The organism is Alkaliflexus imshenetskii DSM 15055 (genome assembly GCF_000517065.1).
Classification (GTDB): Bacteria; Bacteroidota; Bacteroidia; order Bacteroidales; family Marinilabiliaceae; genus Alkaliflexus; species Alkaliflexus imshenetskii.
On the sequence record NZ_KI912105.1, the window covers coordinates 145,051 to 168,975 of the forward strand.

Genomic DNA, 23,925 nt, shown 5'->3' on the forward strand with positions numbered 1-23,925 from the left:
GTTTTAAATTACTGACACCATGAAGAAGTACCTGAAACATATAATCACCACACTCTTTATAGTATCCTCGTTGGCTGTAATTGCCAATGATGACCGATTTGAGAAAGCCAACCGCTATTATACCGAAAATCAGTATGAGGAAGCCATCGAAGCTTATGAAGAGATATTAAAATCAGGCGTTGAATCATCTTATGTATATTACAATCTGGGGAATGCATACTACAGACAAGGTTTGCTGCCTTCGGCAATACTTAACTACGAAAGAGCATTGCTTTTGACGCCCCACGACAGAGACATTAGGCACAATCTGAATCTTGCCTACAGTCAAATTACTGACAAGATAGAGCCCGTTGGAGAGTTTTTTCTTGCCCGATGGTTTTCCAATTTGAGGAACAACACAGATTCTGATACCTGGGCAATAATTTCGATTGTATCCTTCATTCTGTTTCTGGCCGGACTTTTATTTTACTTTTTTGCCAAAACAATCCTCGTCAGAAAGCTTACTTTTTTTCTTGCGGTGTTAGCCGTTCTTGCATCGGGTATCACATTTGCTTTCTCGAACAACCAGAAGCATAGACTCATAAATCGCAACAGAGCCATCGTATTTTCGCCATCGGTAACAGTGCGAAGCGCCCCGGAAGCAGGTGGCACAGAGCTTTTTGTTTTGCATGAGGGCACCCGCGTAAAAATTCTGCAAACCATTGGTCATTGGCTCGAAGTAGAGATTGAAGATGGCAATGTGGGTTGGATTCATGCCTCACATCTTGAGGTAATTTAGGTTGCAATTAAACAAAAAGATAATTAATTTGGGGTAAAAAAGATGTGGTACTTTTTTACCCCTTTTGTTTTACTTCTCACGCTACTATCGCCCGATAAGCGTTCTGATGCGCGTCGTCAGATGGCGCAAATGGAAGCTGAACGTTATTCTATAATGCATGCATTTGTCGAGAAAAATGTGACTGCAAACTATGATGTGGTTTACCAGAGATTGGAACTGGAAGTAGATCCTGCCATATACAGGATTTCTGGAGAGGTAACAACATGGTTCAAAGCTGTTTCATCCATGCAGGCCATAACCTTTGAACTGGCTAACCAACTCAACGTGACTCAGGTTACCATGCGGCAACAGGCATTGTTGTTCACACACGAAAATGACCTGCTAACCATTCAACTGCCACAAACTTTAAACTCTGACTTATTAGATTCACTATCAATTACATACTCTGGACAGCCACCCCGCGCCCAGCAAGCTTTTACCACCACCAACATTGCCCGGAAACCGGTACTATACACGCTTTCGCAACCATACGGCGCAAAGGATTGGTGGCCATGCAAACAAAGTCTGAATGATAAAATAGACAGCATCGACGTCATAATTTTTGCGCCATCGCAATACACGGCAGTTTCAAATGGCGTTCAAAAAGGTGCTACTACCATTTCAAATGGCAAAAAGCGAACTGCTTTTAAGCACCGATACCCCATTCCGGCCTATCTGGTTGCCATTGCAGTGGCAGAATATGAAGTATATTGGCACACAGTAGGTACCGGTGCGGACGCCTTTCCAATCGTCAATTACATCTACCCGGGAAGTTTATCACAAGCCAGGCAAAACACTCCCATTACTGTAGAGATAATGGAATTTTTTGAATCGGTTTTTGGCCCATATCCATATAGGAATGAACAGTACGGACATGCCCAATTTGGCTGGGGTGGTGGCATGGAGCATGCCACAATCTCGTTTATGGGCTCGTTTCAAACCGACCTGATTGCGCACGAACTGGCACACCAATGGTTTGGCAACCAGGTAACCTGCGGCTCATGGAGCGACATTTGGCTTAACGAGGGATTTGCCACCTATGCTGAGGCTTTGTATTTTGAAAACATCAGTAAACAGAGTTTCATTAATTTCAAGAAAAACCTTGTAAAAGATATAACAGCCTATCCGGGAGGCAGCTTATACATTCATCGCAAAGAGGATTTAACCGATGCAAGGATATTTGACTACAGACTATCATATCAAAAAAGTGCGATGGTTGTGCACATGCTGAGGCATACACTTGGCGACGATATTTTCTTCACCGGATTGAGGAATTATCTGAACGATCCAGATTTAAGCTACGGGTATGCCGTCACCGAGGATTTAAAACATCACATGGAAAGGGCTGCAAAAACTGATTTAACCTTCTTTTTCAACAATTGGGTATATTCAGAAGGATACCCGCAATATGAGATTGGATGGCATCACTCCTCTTCCAACACATTAAAAATTAAAGTATATCAAACCTCATCGGTTCCAACTTCGGTCTCATTTTTTGAAGCGCTATTGAAATTGAGACTCACTTATAAGCACAATTCAGAAAAAGAGGACATTGTTGTATGGCACAGCACAAACAACGAAACATTTACCATTCCGGTAAAGGGAGAAGTAGTTGATATTGAATTCGACCCGGAGTTTGATGTGATATCGGCCAACAATGTGGTAAGGCAGATGTCCGGAGAACCCTCGGAAAGTAATGAGATAGTACTTTATCCCATCCCTGCAAAGGATTTTGTATTCATCAATAAACCAGAGACACTAACAATATATCAAATTGATGTTTTTGACACAGTGGGAAAACTACACATACGTCAGCGACAAATCACCGACTACTTTCTGTCGCACAATCTTATTCCGGGAATATACGTAGCCGTTTTTGATACCAGTGCGGGAAAAATAAGACTATCGTTTTCGTGTAAATAGCTACCACCTAACAAAAAATATGGTTTCGCCGGGTTTGGAACGACAGGTTATGGAACCACCATGCGCCCTCAAAATCTGACGCGAATGGCTTAAACCAACTCCACTCCCATTCTTCTTTGTAGTGAAAAATGGCACAAATATCTCGGCAGCAATACTTTCACTGATACCGGGGCCATTGTCTGCCACGGCAATTTCAGTCTGGTCAAGTCCCAATCGTTTACAAGAGACATCAATAGCCGAATTGGATATGCCCAGGCCAGCCTCTGCCCCATTTTTCACCAAATTAATGATAACCTGCACCATAAGCTGTTCATCCATCAAAACAGAAAAATCATCTTCGGGATAATGGAATCGTAAAGTAACCTTGAACTGCTCGCGCAGTGGCGACAGCAGAATATTTAGTCTGTCGAAAAAAGCATAGATGGTCACAGAATTTACATTTACTTCGGGAGGACGCGTAAACATCCGGTATCCCTGCACAAACCGCATCAATGCCTCACCACGTTCCGAAATCACATCAAGACCTTCGATGGTTTTCTGAATTTCAGAATTTCCGGGAATAAACTCATTTCCATTTACACTTCGCTCCTTCCATAAATCTCTAAGAGATTGAGCAATGGAGGTGACAGGTACAAGGGAGTTCATTATTTCATGGTTAAGCACTTTAATAAGTTTTAGCCATGAGTCCAACTCTTTGCGCTCCAGTTCACCACGAATATCCTGCAAGGTGACGAGTGTAAGCGTTTCGTCCTTGAGCTTCAATGTGGAACTACGCACGCTCAACTGCACCAAATCGTCGCGTTTCTTCAACACAAGCAGACGGCCAGAGGAGTCACCTATCGACAAAAGCTCCTGTTTAAACTTATCATCCACACGCTCGAGCTGAGACAAATGAGTGAAAGTTGTGAGGCCAAACAAACTCTTTGTGGCTTCGTTGGTATTGAGAACAAACCACTTGTCGTTAAACACAATTACACCGATGGCAATATGTTGTAAAATCTCGCGGAAATAGTGCTCACGCACCTGGCTTTTAATGCGAATATCCTGTAAAACCATATTAAGGCCATTCAAACTCTCATGCAACTCGTTCATCACTTTGCTTCCGGTAGAATCGGGAAACACCAGCGAAGTATCGTTGTTTTTTACAGCTCTGATGAAAAATGCGAGTTTACGGTTGGTATTATTCACGAAACGCACAAAATACAAAACCTCGAAAGCCAGTATCAGAAACAAGGTTGCCACCAGCAGGAGGTTTGCCCCCATCCCTACCATCAGCCCAATAGTAAAAGCGGTAAGTATGATAAACAGTGTTCGAAACGCCAATTGCAGATTGTAGTTTTTATAAACCATACCGTTTGATTTTGTTGTAAAGCGTCTGGCGCGTGATGCCAAGCTGCGTGGCAACCATTGTGTAGTTTCCACTGTGCCGCTCAATGGCGTCGGCAATTAGTTTGCGTTCCATATCTTCGAGGGTACCTCCTGCATCGCCAAAAGTCATTGTTGGTGATTCCTTATGAAAAATGAAATCGTTTGACCTGATTAGGTTTCCATCGCAAAGAATAACGGCTTTCTCGATGCTATGTTGCAATTCACGAATGTTGCCTGGCCAGCTATGCGCTTGCAAACGCGCCATAACATCATCGGCAATACGCAGGGATGGTTTATCATAACGCGACTTGTACTTTTCGAGGAAGAAAGTTGCCAGAACCGGTATGTCCTCCAATCGGTTGCGTAGGGAAGGAATTTCGATTTGTATTGTATTGATACGATAGAGAAGGTCTTCGCGAAAAGAACCGTTGGCAACCATACTTTGCAAATTACAGTTGGTAGCACAAATAAGGCGCACATCAACGGGCATGGGCGTGTTTTCGCCCAACCTGGTAACAGCGCGGTTTTGTAATACCGTAAGCAGCTTTGCCTGCATGGCCGATGAGAGGTTTCCAATTTCATCGAGGAAAAGAGTACCCTGATTGGCCGCTTCAATTTTTCCGGTTCTATCGGCTTGGGCATCGGTAAAGGCGCCCTTCTTATGTCCAAAAAGTTCACTCTCGAAAAGCGTCTCGGATATGGCACCCATGTCCACACTCACCATCACTTTGTTGCTTCTGGCTGAGAGGCGATGAATTTCGCGCGCTACCAGCTCCTTTCCGGTTCCGTTCTCACCTGTTATAAGCACATTGGCATCGGTGCCTGCAACCTTCTTTATTACTTCCATAATGCGTTGCCATGCAGCGGAGGGGCAGTCGGTCTGGAAGGTGGGTAGAGGCGCTTCACTGGTAAGATTGGCCTTGACTGGGTTGTTTGCACTGGCAGTTTTTCGCGTCACCGACAGTTTACAGGCTGACTCAATGGTATTCAAAAGCTTGTTGTTATCCCAAGGCTTTGGAATAAAATCGAGAGCTCCCAAACGCACAGCCTGCACTGCCAATTCTATATCGCCATAAGCCGTAATCATTACCACGCCCATTTCGGCATCATATTCAAGAATACGTTGCAACCAATACAACCCTTCGTTACCTGTGTTGATGCCGGCAGTGAAATTCATGTCAAGCAGAACCAGGTGATAAGTTTGGTTTTGCAACTCGTAAAGTAATTGGTTTGGACTATGAAGTGCTTTGAACTTTTTACACCTGCTGCTTAGAAGTAAATCGAGTGCGCTAAGCACACTTTTGTTGTCGTCAACAGCTAAAATATTGCATTGTTTCATAACTACCGGTGAAATGTAAAGGATTTAGATGCAATTTATAATAAATTGATAAAAGATTCTTTGTAAGATATACAAACATTGGCTAAGCGATAAAATTTACCACCAGGGCGAGCTGTAAAGTACCCATCTCATCAAAAAGTGAGATACTAAAATTGAACCAAACACGCATTATATAGCTAACACAATCATATACAACATCCTAAAAAAATGCGATTAAAAAGAAATTGTATAAAAAGTTAACAGCCTATGTCAAAAATCTTGACACCACCGTAAGAAGCAATGCAATTACATTCTCATTTACAAGACATTACAAACTTTGGCACATCTTTAGTTTATACCTGAATGTCCGAACAGGAAACACACATAAAGATTACCTATTATGATTAGATTGAAACATACAGTATGGCTAATGATGGTATTTAGTATTATTACGTCAACAGCACAGGAGAATGAAGCATGGACACTTGAGCGATGCGTAGAACATGCCATGACACATAATCTGGATTTGAAAATAAGGCAAAACGTGGAGCAGAAAGCTGTTCTTGATCACCGTCAGAGTCGCTGGAGCATGGCACCATCGGTAAATGGATGGTCAAACTCGAACATGAACTTTCAGAGAGCCACCAACCAGTACAACCAGATTGAATCGGGTACCACGCACAGCACAACTTATGGCATCAGCAGTTCGCTCGATCTGTTTGCAGGATTTACCAAGCAGAACACCATGGCAGCGAAAAGATTCTACCGCTTGGCAACCCATGAGAGCACGCGTCTGGAGGCTATAAATCTTGAGCTGGAAGTAACTGAAACCTACATTCAACTGCTGTATCAGAAAGATCTTGTGACGATTGCCGAGGAGCAGATGCAGATAATCGATTTAGAGGTTCAACGCATTGAAGCGCTGATAGCAAGCGGCAGATTAGAAGCAGTAGCACAGGCAGAAATAAACGCTTTGCATTCATCGGCAAAACTGGAACTCAACAGGGCCCAAAACAGCTACAGGCTTTTGCAACTTAAACTCTCACAACTCATTGAACTTCCATCGGGTACGAGGATTGAACCGGTGGATGCCATCTTGCAATGGGGTGAACCACATCTTTCAAATCTCACTGTAGATAAAGCCTTTAGCTTAACAACAAACTACTACCCATCCCTATTACAAAAGGAGCATGAACTGGAGTTTTATCGCAGGCAACTTATGGTGGCCCGCGGACAGATGAGTCCCTCATTGACACTTAATGGCAGCTATACATCCGGATTTTTCTCAACCGATACGCTTCCCGATGGCAAACAAACTCCTTTTAAAACACAGTTTGACAATTATCGAAATCCGGCGGTGGGTTTAACAATCAACATTCCGATATTTAACGGAAAACGGAACAACTACCAGATAAAAATGAGCCATATCGACGTTAAAACGGCTGTGTACTCGCTGGAAAGCATGCAGAAAATGGTGCGCAGAGAACTCGAAGAATCGCTCTTAATGCTCGAAAGTCGCTATCTTGAATTTGAAAATGCATCCAACAATTTAAAATTCGCCACACAATCGTTCAACAGCTATCAGGAGCGCTTTAGGTTGGGGATGATAAATACAACTGAATTTATGAATGCACAAAACCTGTTGATGCAGGCCAAGGCCAGCCAGTTGATGGCAAAATACAGTTGGACACTTCAGAAACGAATTGTTCAACTCTACACCGGCAACCCAAAAATGATTGAAGAAGTTACACCAGATGTTTGAAGAGAGTAGTATCTAAAGCCTAAAACAACATATCATGGACAGAATAATAGAAAAGAAAAGAAGACTGCAACCCAAAACCATCCTTTACTTAGTCATTGGGTTAATTGTAGCAGTGTTTGCAGTTAAAGCGATTGTATCGGCCGGCACCTCCACTTTTCGCGCCGATGCGGAAAGACTGACCATTTCGACAGTTGAAAGTGGCAGTTTCCGTGACTATATTTCGGTTGTTGGAACAGTAATGCCCAATACAACCATTTTTCTGGATGTGGAAGAGGGCGGAAAAGTACTTGAAAAAGTTGCAGAAGAGGGTCAAATACTAAAAAAAGGTGATGTCATTATACGTATGGAAAACAATGATTTGAACCTGCAAATACTTAACACTGAGTCGCAACTTGCCTATCAAACCAATGAACTCCGCAACACGCTGATTAATATGGAGCAACAAAAAATAAGCAACAAGCAGAACTTGCTCAACATTGACTATGATTTGATGCGCATGAAACGGAATTATGAGCAGAATGTGGCCCTGTTCGAAAAAGGATTCATCTCTCGCGAAGCCTATCTCCTATCCAAAGAGAATTTTGAACTGGCAGCCCGCGATCGCGAACTAAGATACGAAAGAATGGTTCAGGATTCGATTTTTCGCGAAAACCAACGAATTCACATGGATGCCAGTCTGCTCAACATGCAAAAAAACTTGGCCATAGTGCGTAACCGACTCGACAACCTTAACGTGAAGGCGCCTGCCGACGGTCAACTTGGAAGTCTTGACATCGAAATTGGTCAATCCATAAATCGTGGCCAGCGCATCGGCATACTTCATATACTTGATGACTATAAAATAATAGCTCATATTGATGAACATTATATCGACAGGGTAAGACAAAACCTTACTGCCAGCTTCGAACGTCAGGATCGTCAGTTTAGCATCGAAGTGATTAAGGTGTATCCCGAGGTGCGCGACGGTCGCTTTCAGGTTGACTTCAGGTTTAACGGCCAAACGCCTGACAATTTACGCACGGGACAAACCTACCATTTAAGACTTGAACTTGGTCAGCCTACAGATGCGATATTACTTCCTCGTGGCGGCTTTTTCCAGAGCACTGGCGGACAATGGGTGTTTGTGCTGGATGAATCAGGGAAAACAGCTACCAAGAGACAAATACGCATAGGACGTCAGAACCCGCTTTACTACGAAGTGCTTGATGGTCTTGCACCTGGAGAACGCGTTATAACCAATAGCTATGAGATATTTGGCAGAAACGAGCGAATTGAGGTAAGATGACTCTAAATGACTGAACCACTGCGTAAAGAAAAAAACATCCTGATTATATCAGAACAATAAACAGAAACCAAATAAAACCTTAGAGATTAGAACCGGGCACGGCCGGTAACAGGCAATCCGTTCCAAATCTCTAAAAAAAAAAGAAACCATGATTAGAACAAACAACCTTCAAAAAATTTTCCGCACAGAGGAAATTGAAACCATGGCCTTGAACAGTGTAAACTTCGAGGTGAAAAACGGCGAATTTGTGGCAGTGATGGGTCCTTCGGGCTGCGGCAAATCAACTTTGCTTAACATTATTGGATTGCTTGACAATCCCGATGGTGGCGACTATTTCTTCGACGGCGTTAATGTGGCCAAATACAAAGAGAGCCAGCGCACCAACCTTCGCAAGGGCAATATTGGCTTCGTTTTTCAGAGTTTTAACCTCATCGATGAGCTGAATGTATTCGAAAATGTTGAACTCCCACTGTTGTACCTCAACATCAATGCAAAACAACGCAGAGAAATGGTTGAACATGTGCTCGACAGGGTAAATATTTCCCATCGCGCCAAGCATTTCCCACAACAGCTATCAGGCGGACAGCAGCAAAGGGTTGCCATTGCACGCGCTGTTGTTGCCAAACCCAAACTATTACTTGCCGATGAACCTACCGGTAACCTGGATTCTAAAAACGGGCTTGAAGTAATGCACCTGCTCTCTGAGCTTAATCAGGAAGGCACCACCATCGTGATGGTTACCCACTCGCTTCACGATGCCGGATTTGCACACCGCACCGTTAACCTTTTTGACGGCCAAATAATTACTGAGGAAGTAAAGAAACAGCTTGGCGAAGTACTACATTAATCAAATGATGCTATTAATGAGTGATGTGATAGAGATACCATACAGAATAAAATCTAAAGAATGATATTATGAAATTCATTGTTCTATTTAAAGAGATTTACCGGACGTTTCGTAAGAACCTATCCACTGGTATATTAAGCCTAACAGGACTATCTGTAGGTATTGCTGTTGCATTGCTCATTGGCTTATGGAGTTTGAATGAGTTCAGCTTTGACAAGTTTCATAAAGATGCCGATAGGATTTACAGAATCTGCCGAAACATCTTTGTAAATAACGAAATGATAATTTTGGGTTCAGACTTTGGAGCAGCGGCTATTGATTCAAAAGAAGTACTCCCAGAAATAGAAGAGTACACCAGAGTAACACATTTTAGAAGAGAACTGGTGAAAGCAAACAACATATCGGCCTATGAGGAAAATGTGATAGTATGTGACACGAACTTTTTCAACTTTTTCTCTTTTGCCCTTGAAGCTGGAAATGCAGAAAGATGCTTTGATGCACCTGGCAAAATAGTGGTTGACCGATACATTGCAGACAAATACTTCCCAAATGAGGAGGCCATTGGAAAGATATTCCAGGTGTTTGGACAAGATTTTCAGATTAGTGCAATTATGGAGAATGTTCCTGAAAATTCACACCTTAAATTCAGGATTGCGGTACCTTACGAGAACTTAAACTGGATAGGTGACAAAGAATGGCAAGGAAGTGACAATGTTATTGCATATCTTCGATTAATAGAGGGAACAAATATAGAAAAACTAGCCCAAAGTATAACAGAGATTTCATACAGGCATTTACCTCTATATGAACAATATAATGTTTCTCATTTTCTTCAGCCATTAACTGATATTCACTTTTCAAAGGATATAAGATTTGATGCCGTTGTAACCAGCGACCGCCGTATGGTTTTCATCTTTATATCCATCGCCCTTCTGATCCTGTCCATTGCAACCATCAATTTTATCAACTTGTTTATTTCAACCTCGTTTCAAAGGGCCAAAGCAATTGGGATAAAAAAGATCAATGGCATATCGGTTCCTGGATTGTTCATGAATTCAATTATTGAGACATCTGTCTATATCCTGTTGGCAACGCTATTGGCTTTCATCATTGCCACATCGGCTCTTCCGTTTTTTAATCAACTTACTAACGGAAATCTGGCCATAGATTTTACCAATTACCGGATATATCTGTTTACAGGTGCATTAATGCTCGTCACCATCCTGTTGGCAGGTATCTTTCCGGTGCTCTACATCCTCAGATTTAACCCACAGCAAATTTTAAAAAGCAAGTTCAATGGAAGTGGAATTACCGTGCTGCAGCGTACATTGGTGGTGGGACAATTTGCGGCATCCATCATTCTGATTGCCTCGTCCATCATTATAAAAAAACAGCTTAACTACATCCATCAGAAAGATTTGGGATTCGACAAGGAACAAGTTATATGTTTTCAGCCGCGCAACATTGCTTCAAGTTATGAAGCATTTCGTCAGGAAATGCTTCGCAACCCGAACATTAAGGACATCACCATAAAGTCGTGTCTGCCGCATGATTGGAACAACGGCAATCCGATAACAACTGATGATAATCCGAATGCACAAATACTAGCAGAAATTAATCAGGTTGGTTACAACTACATTGATCTGATGGGCATTCATATTATTGAAGGCACAAACCCATTTAACGAAGCCACCAGAAACTCATCGCAATGCCTTATAAACGAGAAGACAGCAAGAGTTATGGAAATTACTGATCCAATCGGCAAACAGATTATTTTGCTGGATCAAAGCAGGGTAACCATTGCGGGTGTTATTAAAGACTTAAATACAAAGTCATTACACATAGATGTTGACCCACAGGTGTATGTGCTTCAGCAACATGATGAGTTAAGAGCCTGGCACTACATATTGGTAAAAGTTGCGTCAAAGCCCTCAGAAGTAATAAAGACCCTTAATACCAGCTGGGTAACGTACAATCCTGATATTCCCTTTGAATACACCTTTTTGGATGATTCATACAACGAACTCTACACAGCAGAGTTAACAGCATCGAGAACGGTATCGGTAGGTATGGGCATTGCATTGTTTCTGGCATTCATGGGCCTATTTGCCATGTCGCACTACGCAACAGAAAAAAGAGTGAAAGAGATAGGCATACGCAAAGTAAATGGCGCCACCATTGGGGAAGTGCTCCTGCTACTTAACAAAGATTTCCTGAAATGGGTAATTCTTGCCTTCATAATTGCCGCACCGTTAGCCCTATATGTAATGCATAAATGGCTGAACAATTTTGCCTATAAAACCGACTTGAACTGGTGGATTTTTGTATTGGCAGGCATTTTGGCAATGGGCATTGCACTGGTAACAGTCTCATTGCAATCATGGAAATCGGCCAGACGAAATCCTGTAGAAGCACTACGATACGAATAACCATTTGCTTATCAAACACATTTAACAACTCACACCAACATACAAACGCATGAAGACCATTCTTTTAACATTCCGTAAACTGAGTAAAAACAAAACCGCCACCTCACTGGGCATTGCCGGACTGGTTGCTGGATTGGTTTGTGTACTATATATTTTCTTTTGGGTAACGGATGAAGTAAGTCACGACCGATTCCACAAGAACATTGATGAAATTGTGGTGGTTCATGCCTTCCTTGAAGGCGGAAATGAGGTGGTCACATTCGACGGTTGTCCACCGGCCGTTGGGCCTGCCATGAAGGAAGAGTATCCTGAAGTTCTGGAATATGCCAGATACATCCCTGCCTACCAGCAGTACCTGATATCCGGCGAATCAAACAAATCGATGGAAAGAACGGCGCTGGCAGACTTTTCACTGTTTGACATATTCTCCTTCTCATTTATTTATGGAGGTGTAGGAACTCCCGGTGTTCCGCGTCAAATCATCCTCACACAAAAAGCTGCGCAAAGTATTTTTGGTGATAACAACCCAGTAGGAAAACTTGTGAAATTTAACAACGAATACAACATGACTGTTGTAGGGGTAATAGAAAATCTGCCGGACAACTCATCCATCAATTTTGATGTGATTGTCCCGCTTGAGATGATTGAATTGCTGTTTAATGTCGAAAATTTCCTTACCACATGGTACAACAATGGATTCATTACCTATGGATTGCTTAACAACAGAGATGATTTCAACAAAATAGCTACTACCATAACCAACCGCATTCAAAAAGAGATGCCCTCCTCAACCAACTACCTGAGAGCATATCGTTTTAAGGATAACTATTTGTATGAAAAAAACAACATTCGCAATGTGAAGATGTTCTCGATGATTGCCATCCTGGTTTTGTTGGCAGCCACATTAAATTTCATTAACCTGAATACAGCTCGATCGGCAAAACAGGCAAAAGAATCAGGTATTAGAAAAAGTTTAGGTGCTACACGCATCGGACTCATTCGTCTTATCTACCTTGATGTGGCGGTGGTTTGTCTGATAGCATACCTCGCGGCACTGGCCATTGCGCTCATAGGATTGCCATTCTTTAACCAAACCATCGACAAGGCTATTTCCTTCACCATATTGCTTACGCCGGTTCCTCTGCTTGTCCTTATTGCGATGTACCTTTTTACAGTAGCAATTGCAGGAAGTTATCCGGCCTTCTACCTCTCAGGGTTTTCTCCCGCAGATACGCTGCGATCAACAACAATGACCAACAAAAGCAAGGGGATGTTCAGAAACTCCCTGATTACCGTAATATTTGTAATTTCTATAGCTCTTTTTGCCACCACCATTATCATTTCGAGACAAACCAATTTCATGCAACAAATGGATTTGGGTTTCTCTAAAGATCAACTAATATACGTGGATTTGAGAGGAAAACTGAAACCACAGGCCAATACTTTTAAAGAAGAGTTAAGCCGCTGGCCCGACATCATCTCATCAACCATTGTATCGCATTTGCCAACAGGCATTGGCAATAATGGTGAAGGTTGGGACTGGGAAGGCCGCGACCCGCAGTTCAGACCACTGGTTACCAACTGGGCTGCCGACCATGATTTGGTTGAGACCTTAGGCGCAAAGATGAACGAAGGTGAATACCGACGTGCCAATCAGAGTGGCATTGTGATTAACCGCACTTTTGCCAATCTCATAGGCTGGGATTCCTACGCCGGAAAAACCATCAGCTCTTACGGCACATCCTGGACAATTACCGGAGTTATGGAAGACATCCATTTTAACGAGCTAAGTAAAATTGTTCAGCCAATGGCCATTTATCCTTTGGAAGACTGGGCTTACAACCACCTTTTAATTAAAATAAACACACGAAATGTGAAGGCTACTTTCGATTATATCAGAAAAACCGCCTCGGGCATCGATCCTGACATGCCTGTACATCTGGCATTTCTAAACGACCAATATAACCAGCAACTTAAATCAGAAATCAACCTCGGACGCTTAATCACATTATTCACAATGCTATCCATGCTGGTTTTATGCCTTGGACTTTTGGGTGTAGTGATGTTTATGGCCGAACAAAAAACCAAAGAGATAGGCATTCGCAAATGTATGGGCGAACAGGTATCATCACTGATAATAAGATTTGTGAAACCATTTGTGATTGCCGGAATAGTGGCATCTGCCATTGCCATTCCGCTCACATGGTATGTGATGAACAACTGGCTGCAAAGTTATGCACATCGCATTACATTGGATGTTTGGATATTTGCCGGAGCATCAATCCTAACCATAATCGTATCGGTCATCACCGTTGCCTGGCAAAGCTGGCGGGCAGCCACGCGCAATCCGGTGTTGGCACTCAGATATGAATAGCATTACCTTAAAAACAAAAAGTTAGATGATAAGACGTAAGAAGAGTAGATTCATAAAACGAACATTTAGAATTTAACCATCATTTCTCCATCGCCTTTCATCTAACTTCTTTCAAAAACATGGCAATTTCAGATACTGTTTGAAATTAGCTTCAAAACCAAAACATTATGAACCACACACATTGGAAAATAGCGCTCAGGAATCTGATAAAAGATAAAACCACATCTGTTGTGTGCATATTTGGTTTGTCGCTTGGATTCACCGTTTACATCCTTATTACTCTTTTTATCAGATATGAACTCAGTTGGAACAAAGCCAATGACAACTATGACCATATCTACAACATCCAAAGAATAAATACCACATCTACACACGTATTTAACGGGAACAATGTATCGCCGCATACGCCCGCCATTACGGCATCGTTGCTGGAGCGGCATCCCGAAATTGATAAAACAACAGTCATATTTGAATCTTACGGGCAATTTCTTTCTGCCAGCCCAAGCTCACCACAATTTCATATAGAACGAGGACTCTATGCCGACCACAACTACACATCCATATTCACTCTGAATTTTTTAAGAGGTGATTTTAAAACATCATTAAACAATCCTTTCTCGGTAATAATATCGGAGTCGCTGGCAATTAAGATTTTCAACTCTACGGATGTAATAGGTTCATCTATCACTTTCAATAAAAAGACAGAGCTGAACATTACAGGTGTGTTTCGTGATTTACCTAAAAACACTACCATCAGGCCTGATTACATCATCTCATTTGCAACACTTGAACGCACACGCGGTGTTACCCGCAACGATTATTGGACCATCTCATGTCTGAATTATATACTACTCTCCCCATCGGCCGATGCAAAAACTACGGCCGATAAACTAAAGCCCCTCTATAAGGACTTAGATGGCATGAAATACGATGACTTATTGCTTTTGCCACTGTCGGAACTGCAACGTTCATACAAAGGAGACTATTATATTGTGCTTTGGATATTTGGGATAATTGCGCTTTTCATTCTCTTGATGTCGGCATTTAACTATATAAATATCAGTATTGCCAACGCATCTACCAGGGCAAAGGAGATTGCAATAAAGAAAATAAATGGAAGCAGCAAAACCCGCCTGGTAATTCAATTCCTATCCGAAACAATCATACTTTCAGTGATGGCTCTCTCGTTGGCATTTGCAATTTTGAAAGGGTTATTGCCATTATTCAACGCCATAATGGATACGGATTTGGATTTACGTTTATCAACCGACCTGAATCTTATCCTTTGGTTATTTCCTGTTACTTTACTGATAGGAGCCATTGCCGGCATACTGCCAGCGCTCTACCTGTCGAACCAAAATCTCATTAAACTCACCAAATCAGGGATTTTCACACCGGGTAAGGAGAAGTTAAGCGTGAAAAAAGTGCTTCTTGGCAGTCAATTTGCCATCACCATTTTCTTAATTAGCCTAAGTCTGTTCTTTGTTGCACAAGTAAACTACATTACAACTAAAGATCCCGGGTTGGACAGAGAGAATGTAATTTTTGTTGACATCACTTCAACCGAGTCGCACATTTCGTTTCAGGACTTTCGGAATCGTATGAAGCAGCAGAGTGTAATTCTGGACGTATCCATGTCGCAAAATCTGCCCTTCGTGATTCATGGCGGGGGAATGATTAACTGGGAAGGTGGGCCACCGGAAGAGAAAATATCTTATCGCCCCAATGAGGTATCACACAATTTTATCGATAATCTGGGATTAAAACTTGTGAATGGCCGTAACTTCTCACCAGACTATTCGGCAGATCCGCTGCAAAGTTGCATCATAAATGAAACTGCTGCCCGAACCTTTGGCTGGGACAATCCGCTGGGTAAGCGCTTAAACGATAACAGATGGACCGTAGTTGGTGTAGTGGCCGATTATCATGTAATGGATATGCACAACATCATTGAACCTGTGGTGCTTATTGCATCTCCCGACGTGATATCGGGAAGGCGTATCATCACATTCAGACATCAATCGGGAAAACTCACGGAAGCATATAACATCATTCATACAATAGTAACACAAACTTTTCCGAACGACCCATTTAGAATGAGCGACATGGAAACAGCATTTGTTACCGAATCGGCATTTATGGCCTACCAGTCCATCAAAAATGCACTTCTGCTTTTCACTGTATTCACCATATTTCTATCGATAATCGGATTGTTTGGATTGATATCGTTCAATCTGAAAAAAAGGACAAAAGAGATTGCCATCCGAAAAATAAACGGTAGCCCAATCAGCCAGATTTTTCTGCTTCTCAACAAGGAGTTTGTGCCGTTGCTTTTGGCATCGGTAATAGTTGCGTGGCCGGGTGTATGGCTCATTCACAATGCCTTCCCGGGTGTTTACAAACTTGCGCTTCAACCATGGATGTTCATTGCATCCCTATTAATAATTGCCATAAGCACATTTCTTACAACAAGTTACCACACATACAAAGCATCCGTCAGAAATCCGGTTGAAGCACTGCGTTATGAATAATCAAAACAGCCAAATATTAACTGTTCAAAAATAAACCACAGAAACCCTGTCAGACTATGTTAAAATTCATCTTCCTATCGGCCATCCGAAGTCTCTTAAAGTACAAACACATTTCACTAATCAACCTGTTTGGACTTGTTTTGGGTATTACCTCTTTTCTATTTATTCAACATTACCTTTTGTATGAATTCTCTTTTGACCATTTCATTAAAGATTCAGAACAAGTTTACCGGATAAATTTCCGAATTGAGAAAGAGGGTCAAACCATTTACAATGGAGCCAAAACGCCAAGAGCCATCTATTTTGCGCTAAAAAATGACATTCCTGAAATTGAAGCCAACTCAGTGGCATACTTTGAGAAGTGTCTGATTAGATTCGAGGAAAAGAGTCTTGCCAATCAGGATGTATTGTGGGTAGAAGAAGATTTTGAAAGAGTTTTTCCACTCGAAATGGTCGAAGGTTATGCAGATTATTCGAAACCACGCCTTGGAACCATTTCGGAAACTGCTGCCAAAACTTTTTTTGGTGATAAGAGCCCAATAGGTGAAATTATTGGCATCAACCAGGGCATGCCCATTGAGATAACCGGCGTTTTTAAAGACTTACCTTCAAACACCCATTTTTCTGCTCAATACTTTGCATCCGTAAAAACTTGGGTAGAGATGGAAGCCATTAGTGCAGCCGGCGACTGGCGATGGAATGGCTGGTGGAGCTATATCCGCCTTAAGGATGGTGTATCTCCCCACCATGTTACCGATAAAATAAATACGTTCATCGATACCTACATGGGTTTTCTGCAAGAAGATAACAGGCAAGGCACCTTTTCGCTGCAACCACTTCACGACTTGCATTTTATTTCAGGGATAGAAGGAGAAATGGGTGCTCAGACCAACCGCTCCTCGCTATCGAACCTAATGGCCATAGCCTTAATAACCATCCTTATTGCGTGGATAAACTACGTAAATTTGGCTATGGCTCATGCGCAATCGCGTGCGCTGCAGATAAAAATGCGCAAATTAATTGGGGCATCAAACACGCACCTTTGGCATCAATCGTTGGCCGAAAGCGTGATACTAAACGTAACCGCATTAATTATTTCAGTAGCATTTTATCTCATATTCCTGAATTCGTTTGCACGCATTTTCTTTATTCCTATCAATCAGGCAGATTTACCTCTGTCGTACATGGTAATTGTATCGTTGGCAATCATCGTAACCGGCATCATCTTTTCGAGCCTCTATCATGGTATTGCGCTGTCGAAAATTTCCATCGTAGCAACTCATACAAAATCAGGGCGTAAGTTTAAAAACTGGCTGGTATTGGTTCAGATGATTGTTTCTACCTTCTTTCTCACAAGCACCATCATCGTATATCAGCAAATCTCGTTTATGAAAACAAAGAATCTGGGCATTGAACTCGATGATGTGATTATATTAACCGGTCCTGCCAGTCTAAACGCCGATGGCTATAAAAGAGAACGATTTGAAAGTTTTAAAAGAGAGCTGCTCACCTTCCCCGATTTTAAAGATGCTACATTTAACATGTATGTACCCGGACAAGAACCGGCCAGAGGTTACAGGGAGTTTACAAATCCGGCTTCCGGCATATCTCCGGATGTCTTCTTTTTTGAGAACAATGCCTCCGCCGGATTCATCAACACCTATCAGATGCATCTGTTGGCAGGGAGAGACTTCACAATTGAACCCTATCACAACTCAAATCAGATTGTCATCAATGAGGCCGCAATGCAACATTTGGGTTTTGCCAATCCTGAAGACGCTATAAGCCGTCAGATTTACCATAAAGGCAGTAGCCAACAGCACATGGAGATAGTAGGGGTTGTAGCCAATTTTCACAACGAAGGATTGCAAAAACCAATCTACCCGATAATATGGAACAACCACTATCCCAACGAATTTGGCTACTTCGCAGTGCGGGTGCAATCTAACAACGCCCAAAAATCACTCGATTTGCTACGTATTATCTGGAACAAGCACTATACGCAAGACAATTTCGATTACATATTTGCAAAGGAACAGTTTAACCTTCAGTACCAATCGGAGAGCCGGTTTGGCAAGTTTTACCTGTGGCTTACCATACTATCCATTGGTATCGCAACCATCGGGCTGTACGGACTCATTGTTTTCACTTTTCACAAGCGCACACGTGAAATCAGCATCCGCAAGGTTAATGGCGCTAAAGTAGTAGAGATTATGTTGTTGTTAGGCAAAGATTTTATGCTTTGGGTTGGTATGGCTTTCCTCGTTGCAACACCACTTTCATTTTTTGCCATGAACAAATGGCTGCAAAATTTTGCATATCGGATTGATGTGTATTGGTGGATATTTGCATTGGCTGGAATCATTATGATGTGCATTACCATGCTCACTGTGAGTTGGCAAAGCTACAAAATAGCCACCCGCAACCCGGCTGAAACACTCCGCTACGAGTAGTAAACCAATTGGTAAAAAGAAGCACGGCACCGCAGAAAAGAGATATCTGTGGTGCCATGCCGTTTTATTCATTTGCTTATAAAACGGGACTACAAAGCTTCATAAATGGCTTTTGAGAAGTCGTTTAAATCGCCAGGTACTCTACTGGTAATCAGATTGCCATCGAGCACCACTGACTGATCCAGAAAATTGGCGCCTGCAGCAACAAGCTCATCCTGAACACCTCCTACGGCGGTACAGCTCTTACCTTCCAAAACACCTGCAGTAATCAGTACCTGAGGTCCATGACAAATTGCTGCGGTAGGTTTACCGGAATTAAAGAAATCGCGTGCAAATGCAACAACAGTCTCGTTTTCACGCAAAATGGCAGGCCCTCGTCCGCCAGGCAAAATAAGTGCATCAAAATCAGATACCGACACATCACCAACAGCTTTCTCTATGCGTATGGTAAAATCACTGTTATAGGCTTTCACTTCGCCAACGGATGGTCCAATTACCGTAACTTCCACACCACGATTTGTAAGATATCCAATTGGCATATAAGCTTCGCCATCGTGAAAACCCTCTGCAACCATCACTGCCACACGCTTAACATCTTTAACTACTTCTGCTTGTGGAGCCTGCTGTTGACATGCTACAACCAAAAGTGAAACCATAAATAATCCAAAAAGCATCTTCTTCATAACTCGTATGTTTTAGTTGAACATATAATTACTTGTTATCCATAAAAATAATAAACAACCTAATTAAAATCTTTTGAAACGACCTAAAGATTGTTAAATAATCACGTCATAAACATCAGTAATACAACACAATATACAAAATCTTAAACAATATATCAAATCATCGCAATCAGCCTATAGCCACAAACGCCTGCATACATTGTACACAGGCGCTTGTAGTGCTATATTATCGTTATAATGGATGACAAACTTAAAACTATTTATACCTCACACCTTTCACATTCATTTGGAGCGTATAAATAGAGTTCATTGCAGTGATAAAAAGAATATTCTGGCTGGCACCGCCAAAAGTAACATTGGCAGTCCATGGCTGATCTATTTTTATATGCTCTATCATCTCACCCGAAGGATTAAAAACCATAACACCATCTCCAGTTAGATACACATTGCCTCTATTGTCGATGGTCATGCCATCTGAACCTTTACTGCAAAAAAGCGTACGATTGGATAGTGTACCATCCGAATGAATCGTGTATGAGTATGTCTTATCATCTCCAATATCTGCCACATACAACACTTTGCCATCTGGCGTACCAATAATACCGTTGGGCTTAACAAGCTCATCGTCAACTATAATAACATCACTACCATCGGGAAGTAGATAATACACCCGTTCATAATAAATTTCCTGTTCGGGATTTTGCCAATACTCCCGCTTATAATAGGGATCCGTGAAGTATATTCCCCCCCTTGCGTCAACCCATAAATCGTTAGGGCCATTCAATTTCAAATTATCGAAATTGTCAATGAGAACATCTACATTTCGTGATGCCACATCAATGGACCAAAGCTGATTGTTCTCATCGGCACAAGCCAGAAGATTGCCTTCATTATCAAAATAGAGACCATTGGCACGCCCACTTTCTTCCATAAACAAAGAAATAGTGCCATCGAGCGACCATTTGTGTATGCGATTGTTAGGCTGGTCGGTAAAATAAACATTTCCATAGGCATCGGAGGCAGGCCCTTCGGTAAATTTAAAAGCATCAGAAACAAGAACCGGTGTAGCTCCATTTGCAATTATGGAGTTATCTGCCTCGGTACATCCTGCCCCAATAAAGGAAAAAATTAGTCCAAAAGATACAAGTAAGAGTTTAATCATCTGTTTCATGGTTAAGATATTATAGATTTGACCTTATAAGTGCTTGAATTGTTTTAAACCATTGATATCAAAATTATAACAACAATCTATACAATTGGTTTTAAGCAAGAAAAATAAACGCCTGAATTGAAAGGTAAGTATAATAATTCTGAAAGATTCAGATAAAGAGATAATTATCTGCAAAAATACGAGTACAACGGGTATCAGGCAGAACTTATTGACTGAATAAACAGTATACTGAAACAATTGAAATGAGGCGTTACAGGCTTATTTTTTGAATATAAAAAAGACTGCAACAACAAGAAAAAACAATCCTACAATATGATTCCATTTAAGAGGCTCTGACTTGAATATAAACACTGAAATAATCACAAAAACAGATAGGGTAATAACCTCCTGAATCACTTTTAGCTCCAGCATATTAAAGGGACCACCATATTCGCGGTAGCCTATGCGGTTGGCTGGCACCTGAAACATGTACTCAAAAAATGCGATTCCCCAGCTGATTAATATTATCGCAATTAGCCCAAGGTTTTGCGACCACTTCATTTCATGAAACTTGAGATGTCCGTACCACGCAAAAGTCATGAAGGTGTTAGATAACACCAAAAACAAAACTGTAAGCAATCCTTTTGTAAGCATCGTTTCTATTTTTTGTGGCGCAAATATAATACGAAAACACATCTGGTAATCCCAAATGTGTTTCGATAGACAAAAGAATTTTGTAGCTGTTAAGTCTCATACTCAAACAACCACCATTTTCTTTTTTAACTCAAGGGCAGCGTTTTCATCTGTCAGGTTTTTAACTATTTCAAGAGAAAATGCCATGGCTGCCCCCACAGATCGACCGGTAATTACTTTGCCTGAAGTAACGGTTGGAGATTCGAGTAACTTAGCGCCGTGCAGATGCTTTTCAAAACCCGGATAACAGGTTGCTTCCTTTCCATTCAGTAAACCCAACTCGCCCAGAATCATTGGAGCTGCACAGATGGCAGCAACCCACTTATTCCGTTCATAAAAAGCCAATACCAGAGACTTTACACGTTCGCTTGCAAAGAGATTATTTGTTCCCGGCAAACCGCCTGGCAATAGAATCATACTTCCGGAATCTACATCCACATCGTCAAGAAAAATATCAGTCTTTACTATAATATTGTGTGAACCATTCACATATGGACTTCCCGGAACCGATACCAACAAGACTTCATAGCCCGCCCTACGAAACACATCTGCCGGGGTTAATGCTTCAACCTCTTCAAATCCATCTGCTAAAAGAATATAGATACGATTCATAACGATTTGTTTTTAGATACTTTTATTTATTAATAAGATATCTCTAAGAGCAGAACAATCGAATAGTTCAATCATCCTAAAAAGTCCAGAAATGTAAATTTAACCGTAATAAATGCATCATGCAAGTTCAAAAATCAATTCTGCCTTGAACAAAAAAAGGAGGCATAAAGCCTCCCTTTTTATGATTGTTAAAACAAGGTTTCACTACCTTACAATTGTAACTTTTGTCGTAAACTTCTGTTGACCAGAACTCACCAACATCATATATATACCTGATGGCAAGTCAACAACAGACTCGCTGATACGATTCAATCCGGCGGGTAAAATCCCGGCTTGACGACCGAAGATTTTTTGTCCGGTTACGTTAAATAACTCTACTGTTACCAAACCAGAAACGTTGAGGTAAAATTCTGCGTTGACACTACCACGGGCAGGATTTGGGAACACAGATATACCGCCATTATTTCCATTGCCGAAAACATCTTCAATGCTATTGTTTGTACCGGGCACCAATACGGCATCAATCACATGTACCACGCCATTTTCTGCTTCTAGGTCGGCGACTGTTACGTGGGCATCGTTGATGAATACGCCATCGTCGTTGATGGTAACTTTTACTTTGAAATCGGTAAGCAGCGTAGCAATCTGCTGTCCGTTACTCAAATCGGTGGATTTGGCCTTCGCGCCAACCACGTGGTAGAGCAGAATGTTGGTCAGGTCGCCGGTTGGGTCGGCAAGCAGCGTGGCTAGCAGACCTTCGGGAAGTGCATCAAATGCAGCATTCGTGGGCGCAAATACGGTGAATGGACCTTCGCCCTGAAGGGCACTCACCAATCCGGCTTCGGTTACTGCCGTAGCAAGTGTGGTGTGGTCGGCACTTCCTACAATGATGTCGACCACTGTGGCAGGAAGCGTTTCACCACTTGATGGCACCAATACGGCATCAATCACATGCACCACGCCATTTTCTGCTTCGAGGTCGGCGACTGTTACGTGGGCATCGTTGATGAATACGCCATCGTCGTTGATGGTAACTTTCACTTTGAAATCGGTAAGCAGCGTAGCAATCTGCTGACCATTGCTCAAATCGGTGGATTTGGCCTTGGCGCCAACCACATGGTAGAGCAGAATGTTGGTCAGGTCGCCGGTTGGGTCGGCAAGCAACGTGGCTAGCAGACCTTCGGGAAGTGCATCAAATGCAGCATTCGTGGGCGCAAATACGGTGAATGGACCTTCGCCCTGAAGGGCACTCACCAATCCGGCTTCGGTTACTGCCGTAGCAAGTGTGGTGTGGTCGGCACTTCCTACAATGATGTCGACCACTGTTGCTGGAAGCGTTTCACCACTTGATGGCACCAATACAGCATCAATCACATGCACCACGCCATTTTCTGCTTCTAGGTCGGCGACTGTTACGTGGGCATCGTTGATGAATACGCCATCGTCGTTGATGGTCACTTTCACTTTGAAATCAGTGAGCAGCGTAGCAATCTGCTGACCGTTGCTCAAATCGGTGGATTTGGCCTTCGCGCCAACCACGTGGTAGAGCAGGATGTTGGTCAGGTCGCCGGTTGGGTCGGCAAGCAGCGTGGCTAGCAGACCTTCGGGAAGTGCATCAAATGCAGCATTCGTGGGCGCAAATACTGTGAATGGACCTTCGCCCTGAAGGGCACTCACCAA

At 42.2% G+C, this 23,925-nt stretch carries 16 protein-coding genes; 9 read left to right on the forward strand and 7 right to left on the reverse strand.

Annotated features, from left to right (window positions below; translation table 11 throughout):
* The first annotated feature begins 19 nt into the window (after positions 1 to 19).
* Together ALKIM_RS0100660 and ALKIM_RS0100665 are read left to right on the forward strand one after the other, a co-directional pair.
* Positions 20 to 778: a tetratricopeptide repeat protein gene (locus ALKIM_RS0100660; RefSeq protein ID WP_026472987.1), complete on the forward strand. Its 759-nt coding sequence runs from the start codon at positions 20 to 22 to the stop codon at positions 776 to 778.
* Between the two features lie 42 nt (positions 779 to 820).
* Positions 821 to 2,740 carry a M1 family aminopeptidase gene (locus ALKIM_RS0100665; RefSeq protein WP_026472988.1) on the forward strand — a complete coding sequence of 640 codons (1,920 nt, stop codon included), beginning with the start codon at positions 821 to 823 and terminating at the stop codon, positions 2,738 to 2,740.
* Here ALKIM_RS0100665 and ALKIM_RS0100670 read toward each other — a convergent pair whose 3' ends face one another.
* A complete protein-coding gene (locus ALKIM_RS0100670; RefSeq protein ID WP_026472989.1) occupies positions 2,741 to 4,090 on the reverse strand; it encodes a sensor histidine kinase in 1,350 nt (449 codons plus the stop codon). It abuts the gene before it with no gap.
* Positions 4,080 to 5,447 carry a sigma-54-dependent transcriptional regulator gene (locus ALKIM_RS0100675; RefSeq protein ID WP_026472990.1) on the reverse strand — a complete coding sequence of 456 codons (1,368 nt, stop codon included), beginning with the start codon at positions 5,445 to 5,447 and terminating at the stop codon, positions 4,080 to 4,082. The genes ALKIM_RS0100670 and ALKIM_RS0100675 overlap by 11 nt, the downstream gene beginning before the upstream one ends.
* A gap of 379 nt (positions 5,448 to 5,826) precedes the next feature.
* Between ALKIM_RS0100675 and ALKIM_RS0100680 the strand changes: the two genes are divergently transcribed.
* The 7 genes from ALKIM_RS0100680 (at position 5,827) to ALKIM_RS0100710 (ending at position 19,107) form a co-directional block, all read left to right on the forward strand.
* Positions 5,827 to 7,188: a TolC family protein gene (locus ALKIM_RS0100680; protein ID WP_084555760.1), complete on the forward strand. Its 1,362-nt coding sequence runs from the start codon at positions 5,827 to 5,829 to the stop codon at positions 7,186 to 7,188.
* 34 nt (positions 7,189 to 7,222) lie between these two features.
* On the forward strand, positions 7,223 to 8,473 hold the full coding sequence (locus ALKIM_RS0100685) for an efflux RND transporter periplasmic adaptor subunit (protein ID WP_026472992.1): 1,251 nt from the start codon (positions 7,223 to 7,225) through the stop codon (positions 8,471 to 8,473).
* A gap of 148 nt (positions 8,474 to 8,621) precedes the next feature.
* The gene (locus ALKIM_RS0100690) at positions 8,622 to 9,320 is read left to right on the forward strand and encodes an ABC transporter ATP-binding protein (RefSeq protein ID WP_026472993.1); all 699 of its coding nucleotides are present in this window, start codon (positions 8,622 to 8,624) and stop codon (positions 9,318 to 9,320) included.
* 68 nt (positions 9,321 to 9,388) lie between these two features.
* The gene (locus ALKIM_RS0100695; protein ID WP_044117655.1) at positions 9,389 to 11,749 is read left to right on the forward strand and encodes an ABC transporter permease; all 2,361 of its coding nucleotides are present in this window, start codon (positions 9,389 to 9,391) and stop codon (positions 11,747 to 11,749) included.
* Between the two features lie 49 nt (positions 11,750 to 11,798).
* Complete coding sequence (locus ALKIM_RS0100700; RefSeq protein WP_026472995.1) at positions 11,799 to 14,123, forward strand: ABC transporter permease; 2,325 nt, start codon at positions 11,799 to 11,801, stop codon at positions 14,121 to 14,123.
* A 167-nt stretch (positions 14,124 to 14,290) separates the two neighbouring features.
* A complete protein-coding gene (locus tag ALKIM_RS0100705; protein ID WP_026472996.1) occupies positions 14,291 to 16,654 on the forward strand; it encodes an ABC transporter permease in 2,364 nt (787 codons plus the stop codon).
* 56 nt (positions 16,655 to 16,710) lie between these two features.
* Positions 16,711 to 19,107: an ABC transporter permease gene (locus tag ALKIM_RS0100710; protein ID WP_026472997.1), complete on the forward strand. Its 2,397-nt coding sequence runs from the start codon at positions 16,711 to 16,713 to the stop codon at positions 19,105 to 19,107.
* Between the two features lie 89 nt (positions 19,108 to 19,196).
* On the opposite strand, the gene ALKIM_RS0100715 is transcribed toward ALKIM_RS0100710, so the two are convergent.
* From ALKIM_RS0100715 to ALKIM_RS17090, 5 genes are all read right to left on the reverse strand, one after another.
* Positions 19,197 to 19,790: a type 1 glutamine amidotransferase domain-containing protein gene (locus tag ALKIM_RS0100715; protein ID WP_218916645.1), complete on the reverse strand. Its 594-nt coding sequence runs from the start codon at positions 19,788 to 19,790 to the stop codon at positions 19,197 to 19,199.
* Between the two features lie 256 nt (positions 19,791 to 20,046).
* A complete protein-coding gene (locus tag ALKIM_RS0100720; RefSeq protein WP_157363677.1) occupies positions 20,047 to 20,952 on the reverse strand; it encodes an SMP-30/gluconolactonase/LRE family protein in 906 nt (301 codons plus the stop codon).
* Positions 20,953 to 21,219: 267 nt separating this feature from the next.
* Positions 21,220 to 21,594 carry a DMT family protein gene (locus tag ALKIM_RS0100725; protein ID WP_044117656.1) on the reverse strand — a complete coding sequence of 125 codons (375 nt, stop codon included), beginning with the start codon at positions 21,592 to 21,594 and terminating at the stop codon, positions 21,220 to 21,222.
* A gap of 102 nt (positions 21,595 to 21,696) precedes the next feature.
* Entirely contained in the window at positions 21,697 to 22,245 is a 549-nt protein-coding gene (locus ALKIM_RS0100730; RefSeq protein WP_026473001.1) for a DJ-1 family glyoxalase III, read from the reverse strand.
* A gap of 204 nt (positions 22,246 to 22,449) precedes the next feature.
* The coding region (locus tag ALKIM_RS17090) for a fasciclin domain-containing protein (RefSeq protein ID WP_052345170.1) at positions 22,450 to 23,925 on the reverse strand (1,476 nt) is incomplete at its 5' end.

Bases quoted from the DNA above. Each gene is read 5' to 3' on its own strand.
- ALKIM_RS0100660 (WP_026472987.1), top strand. From the start codon at position 20: ATGAAGAAGTACCTGAAACATATAATCACCACACTCTTTATAGTATCC.
- ALKIM_RS0100665 (WP_026472988.1), top strand. From the start codon at position 821: ATGTGGTACTTTTTTACCCCTTTTGTTTTACTTCTCACGCTACTATCG.
- ALKIM_RS0100670 (WP_026472989.1), bottom strand. From the start codon at position 4,090: ATGGTTTATAAAAACTACAATCTGCAATTGGCGTTTCGAACACTGTTT.
- ALKIM_RS0100675 (WP_026472990.1), bottom strand. From the start codon at position 5,447: ATGAAACAATGCAATATTTTAGCTGTTGACGACAACAAAAGTGTGCTT.
- ALKIM_RS0100680 (WP_084555760.1), top strand. From the start codon at position 5,827: ATGATTAGATTGAAACATACAGTATGGCTAATGATGGTATTTAGTATT.
- ALKIM_RS0100685 (WP_026472992.1), top strand. From the start codon at position 7,223: ATGGACAGAATAATAGAAAAGAAAAGAAGACTGCAACCCAAAACCATC.
- ALKIM_RS0100690 (WP_026472993.1), top strand. From the start codon at position 8,622: ATGATTAGAACAAACAACCTTCAAAAAATTTTCCGCACAGAGGAAATT.
- ALKIM_RS0100695 (WP_044117655.1), top strand. From the start codon at position 9,389: ATGAAATTCATTGTTCTATTTAAAGAGATTTACCGGACGTTTCGTAAG.
- ALKIM_RS0100700 (WP_026472995.1), top strand. From the start codon at position 11,799: ATGAAGACCATTCTTTTAACATTCCGTAAACTGAGTAAAAACAAAACC.
- ALKIM_RS0100705 (WP_026472996.1), top strand. From the start codon at position 14,291: ATGAACCACACACATTGGAAAATAGCGCTCAGGAATCTGATAAAAGAT.
- ALKIM_RS0100710 (WP_026472997.1), top strand. From the start codon at position 16,711: ATGTTAAAATTCATCTTCCTATCGGCCATCCGAAGTCTCTTAAAGTAC.
- ALKIM_RS0100715 (WP_218916645.1), bottom strand. From the start codon at position 19,790: ATGAAGAAGATGCTTTTTGGATTATTTATGGTTTCACTTTTGGTTGTA.
- ALKIM_RS0100720 (WP_157363677.1), bottom strand. From the start codon at position 20,952: ATGATTAAACTCTTACTTGTATCTTTTGGACTAATTTTTTCCTTTATT.
- ALKIM_RS0100725 (WP_044117656.1), bottom strand. From the start codon at position 21,594: ATGCTTACAAAAGGATTGCTTACAGTTTTGTTTTTGGTGTTATCTAAC.
- ALKIM_RS0100730 (WP_026473001.1), bottom strand. From the start codon at position 22,245: ATGAATCGTATCTATATTCTTTTAGCAGATGGATTTGAAGAGGTTGAA.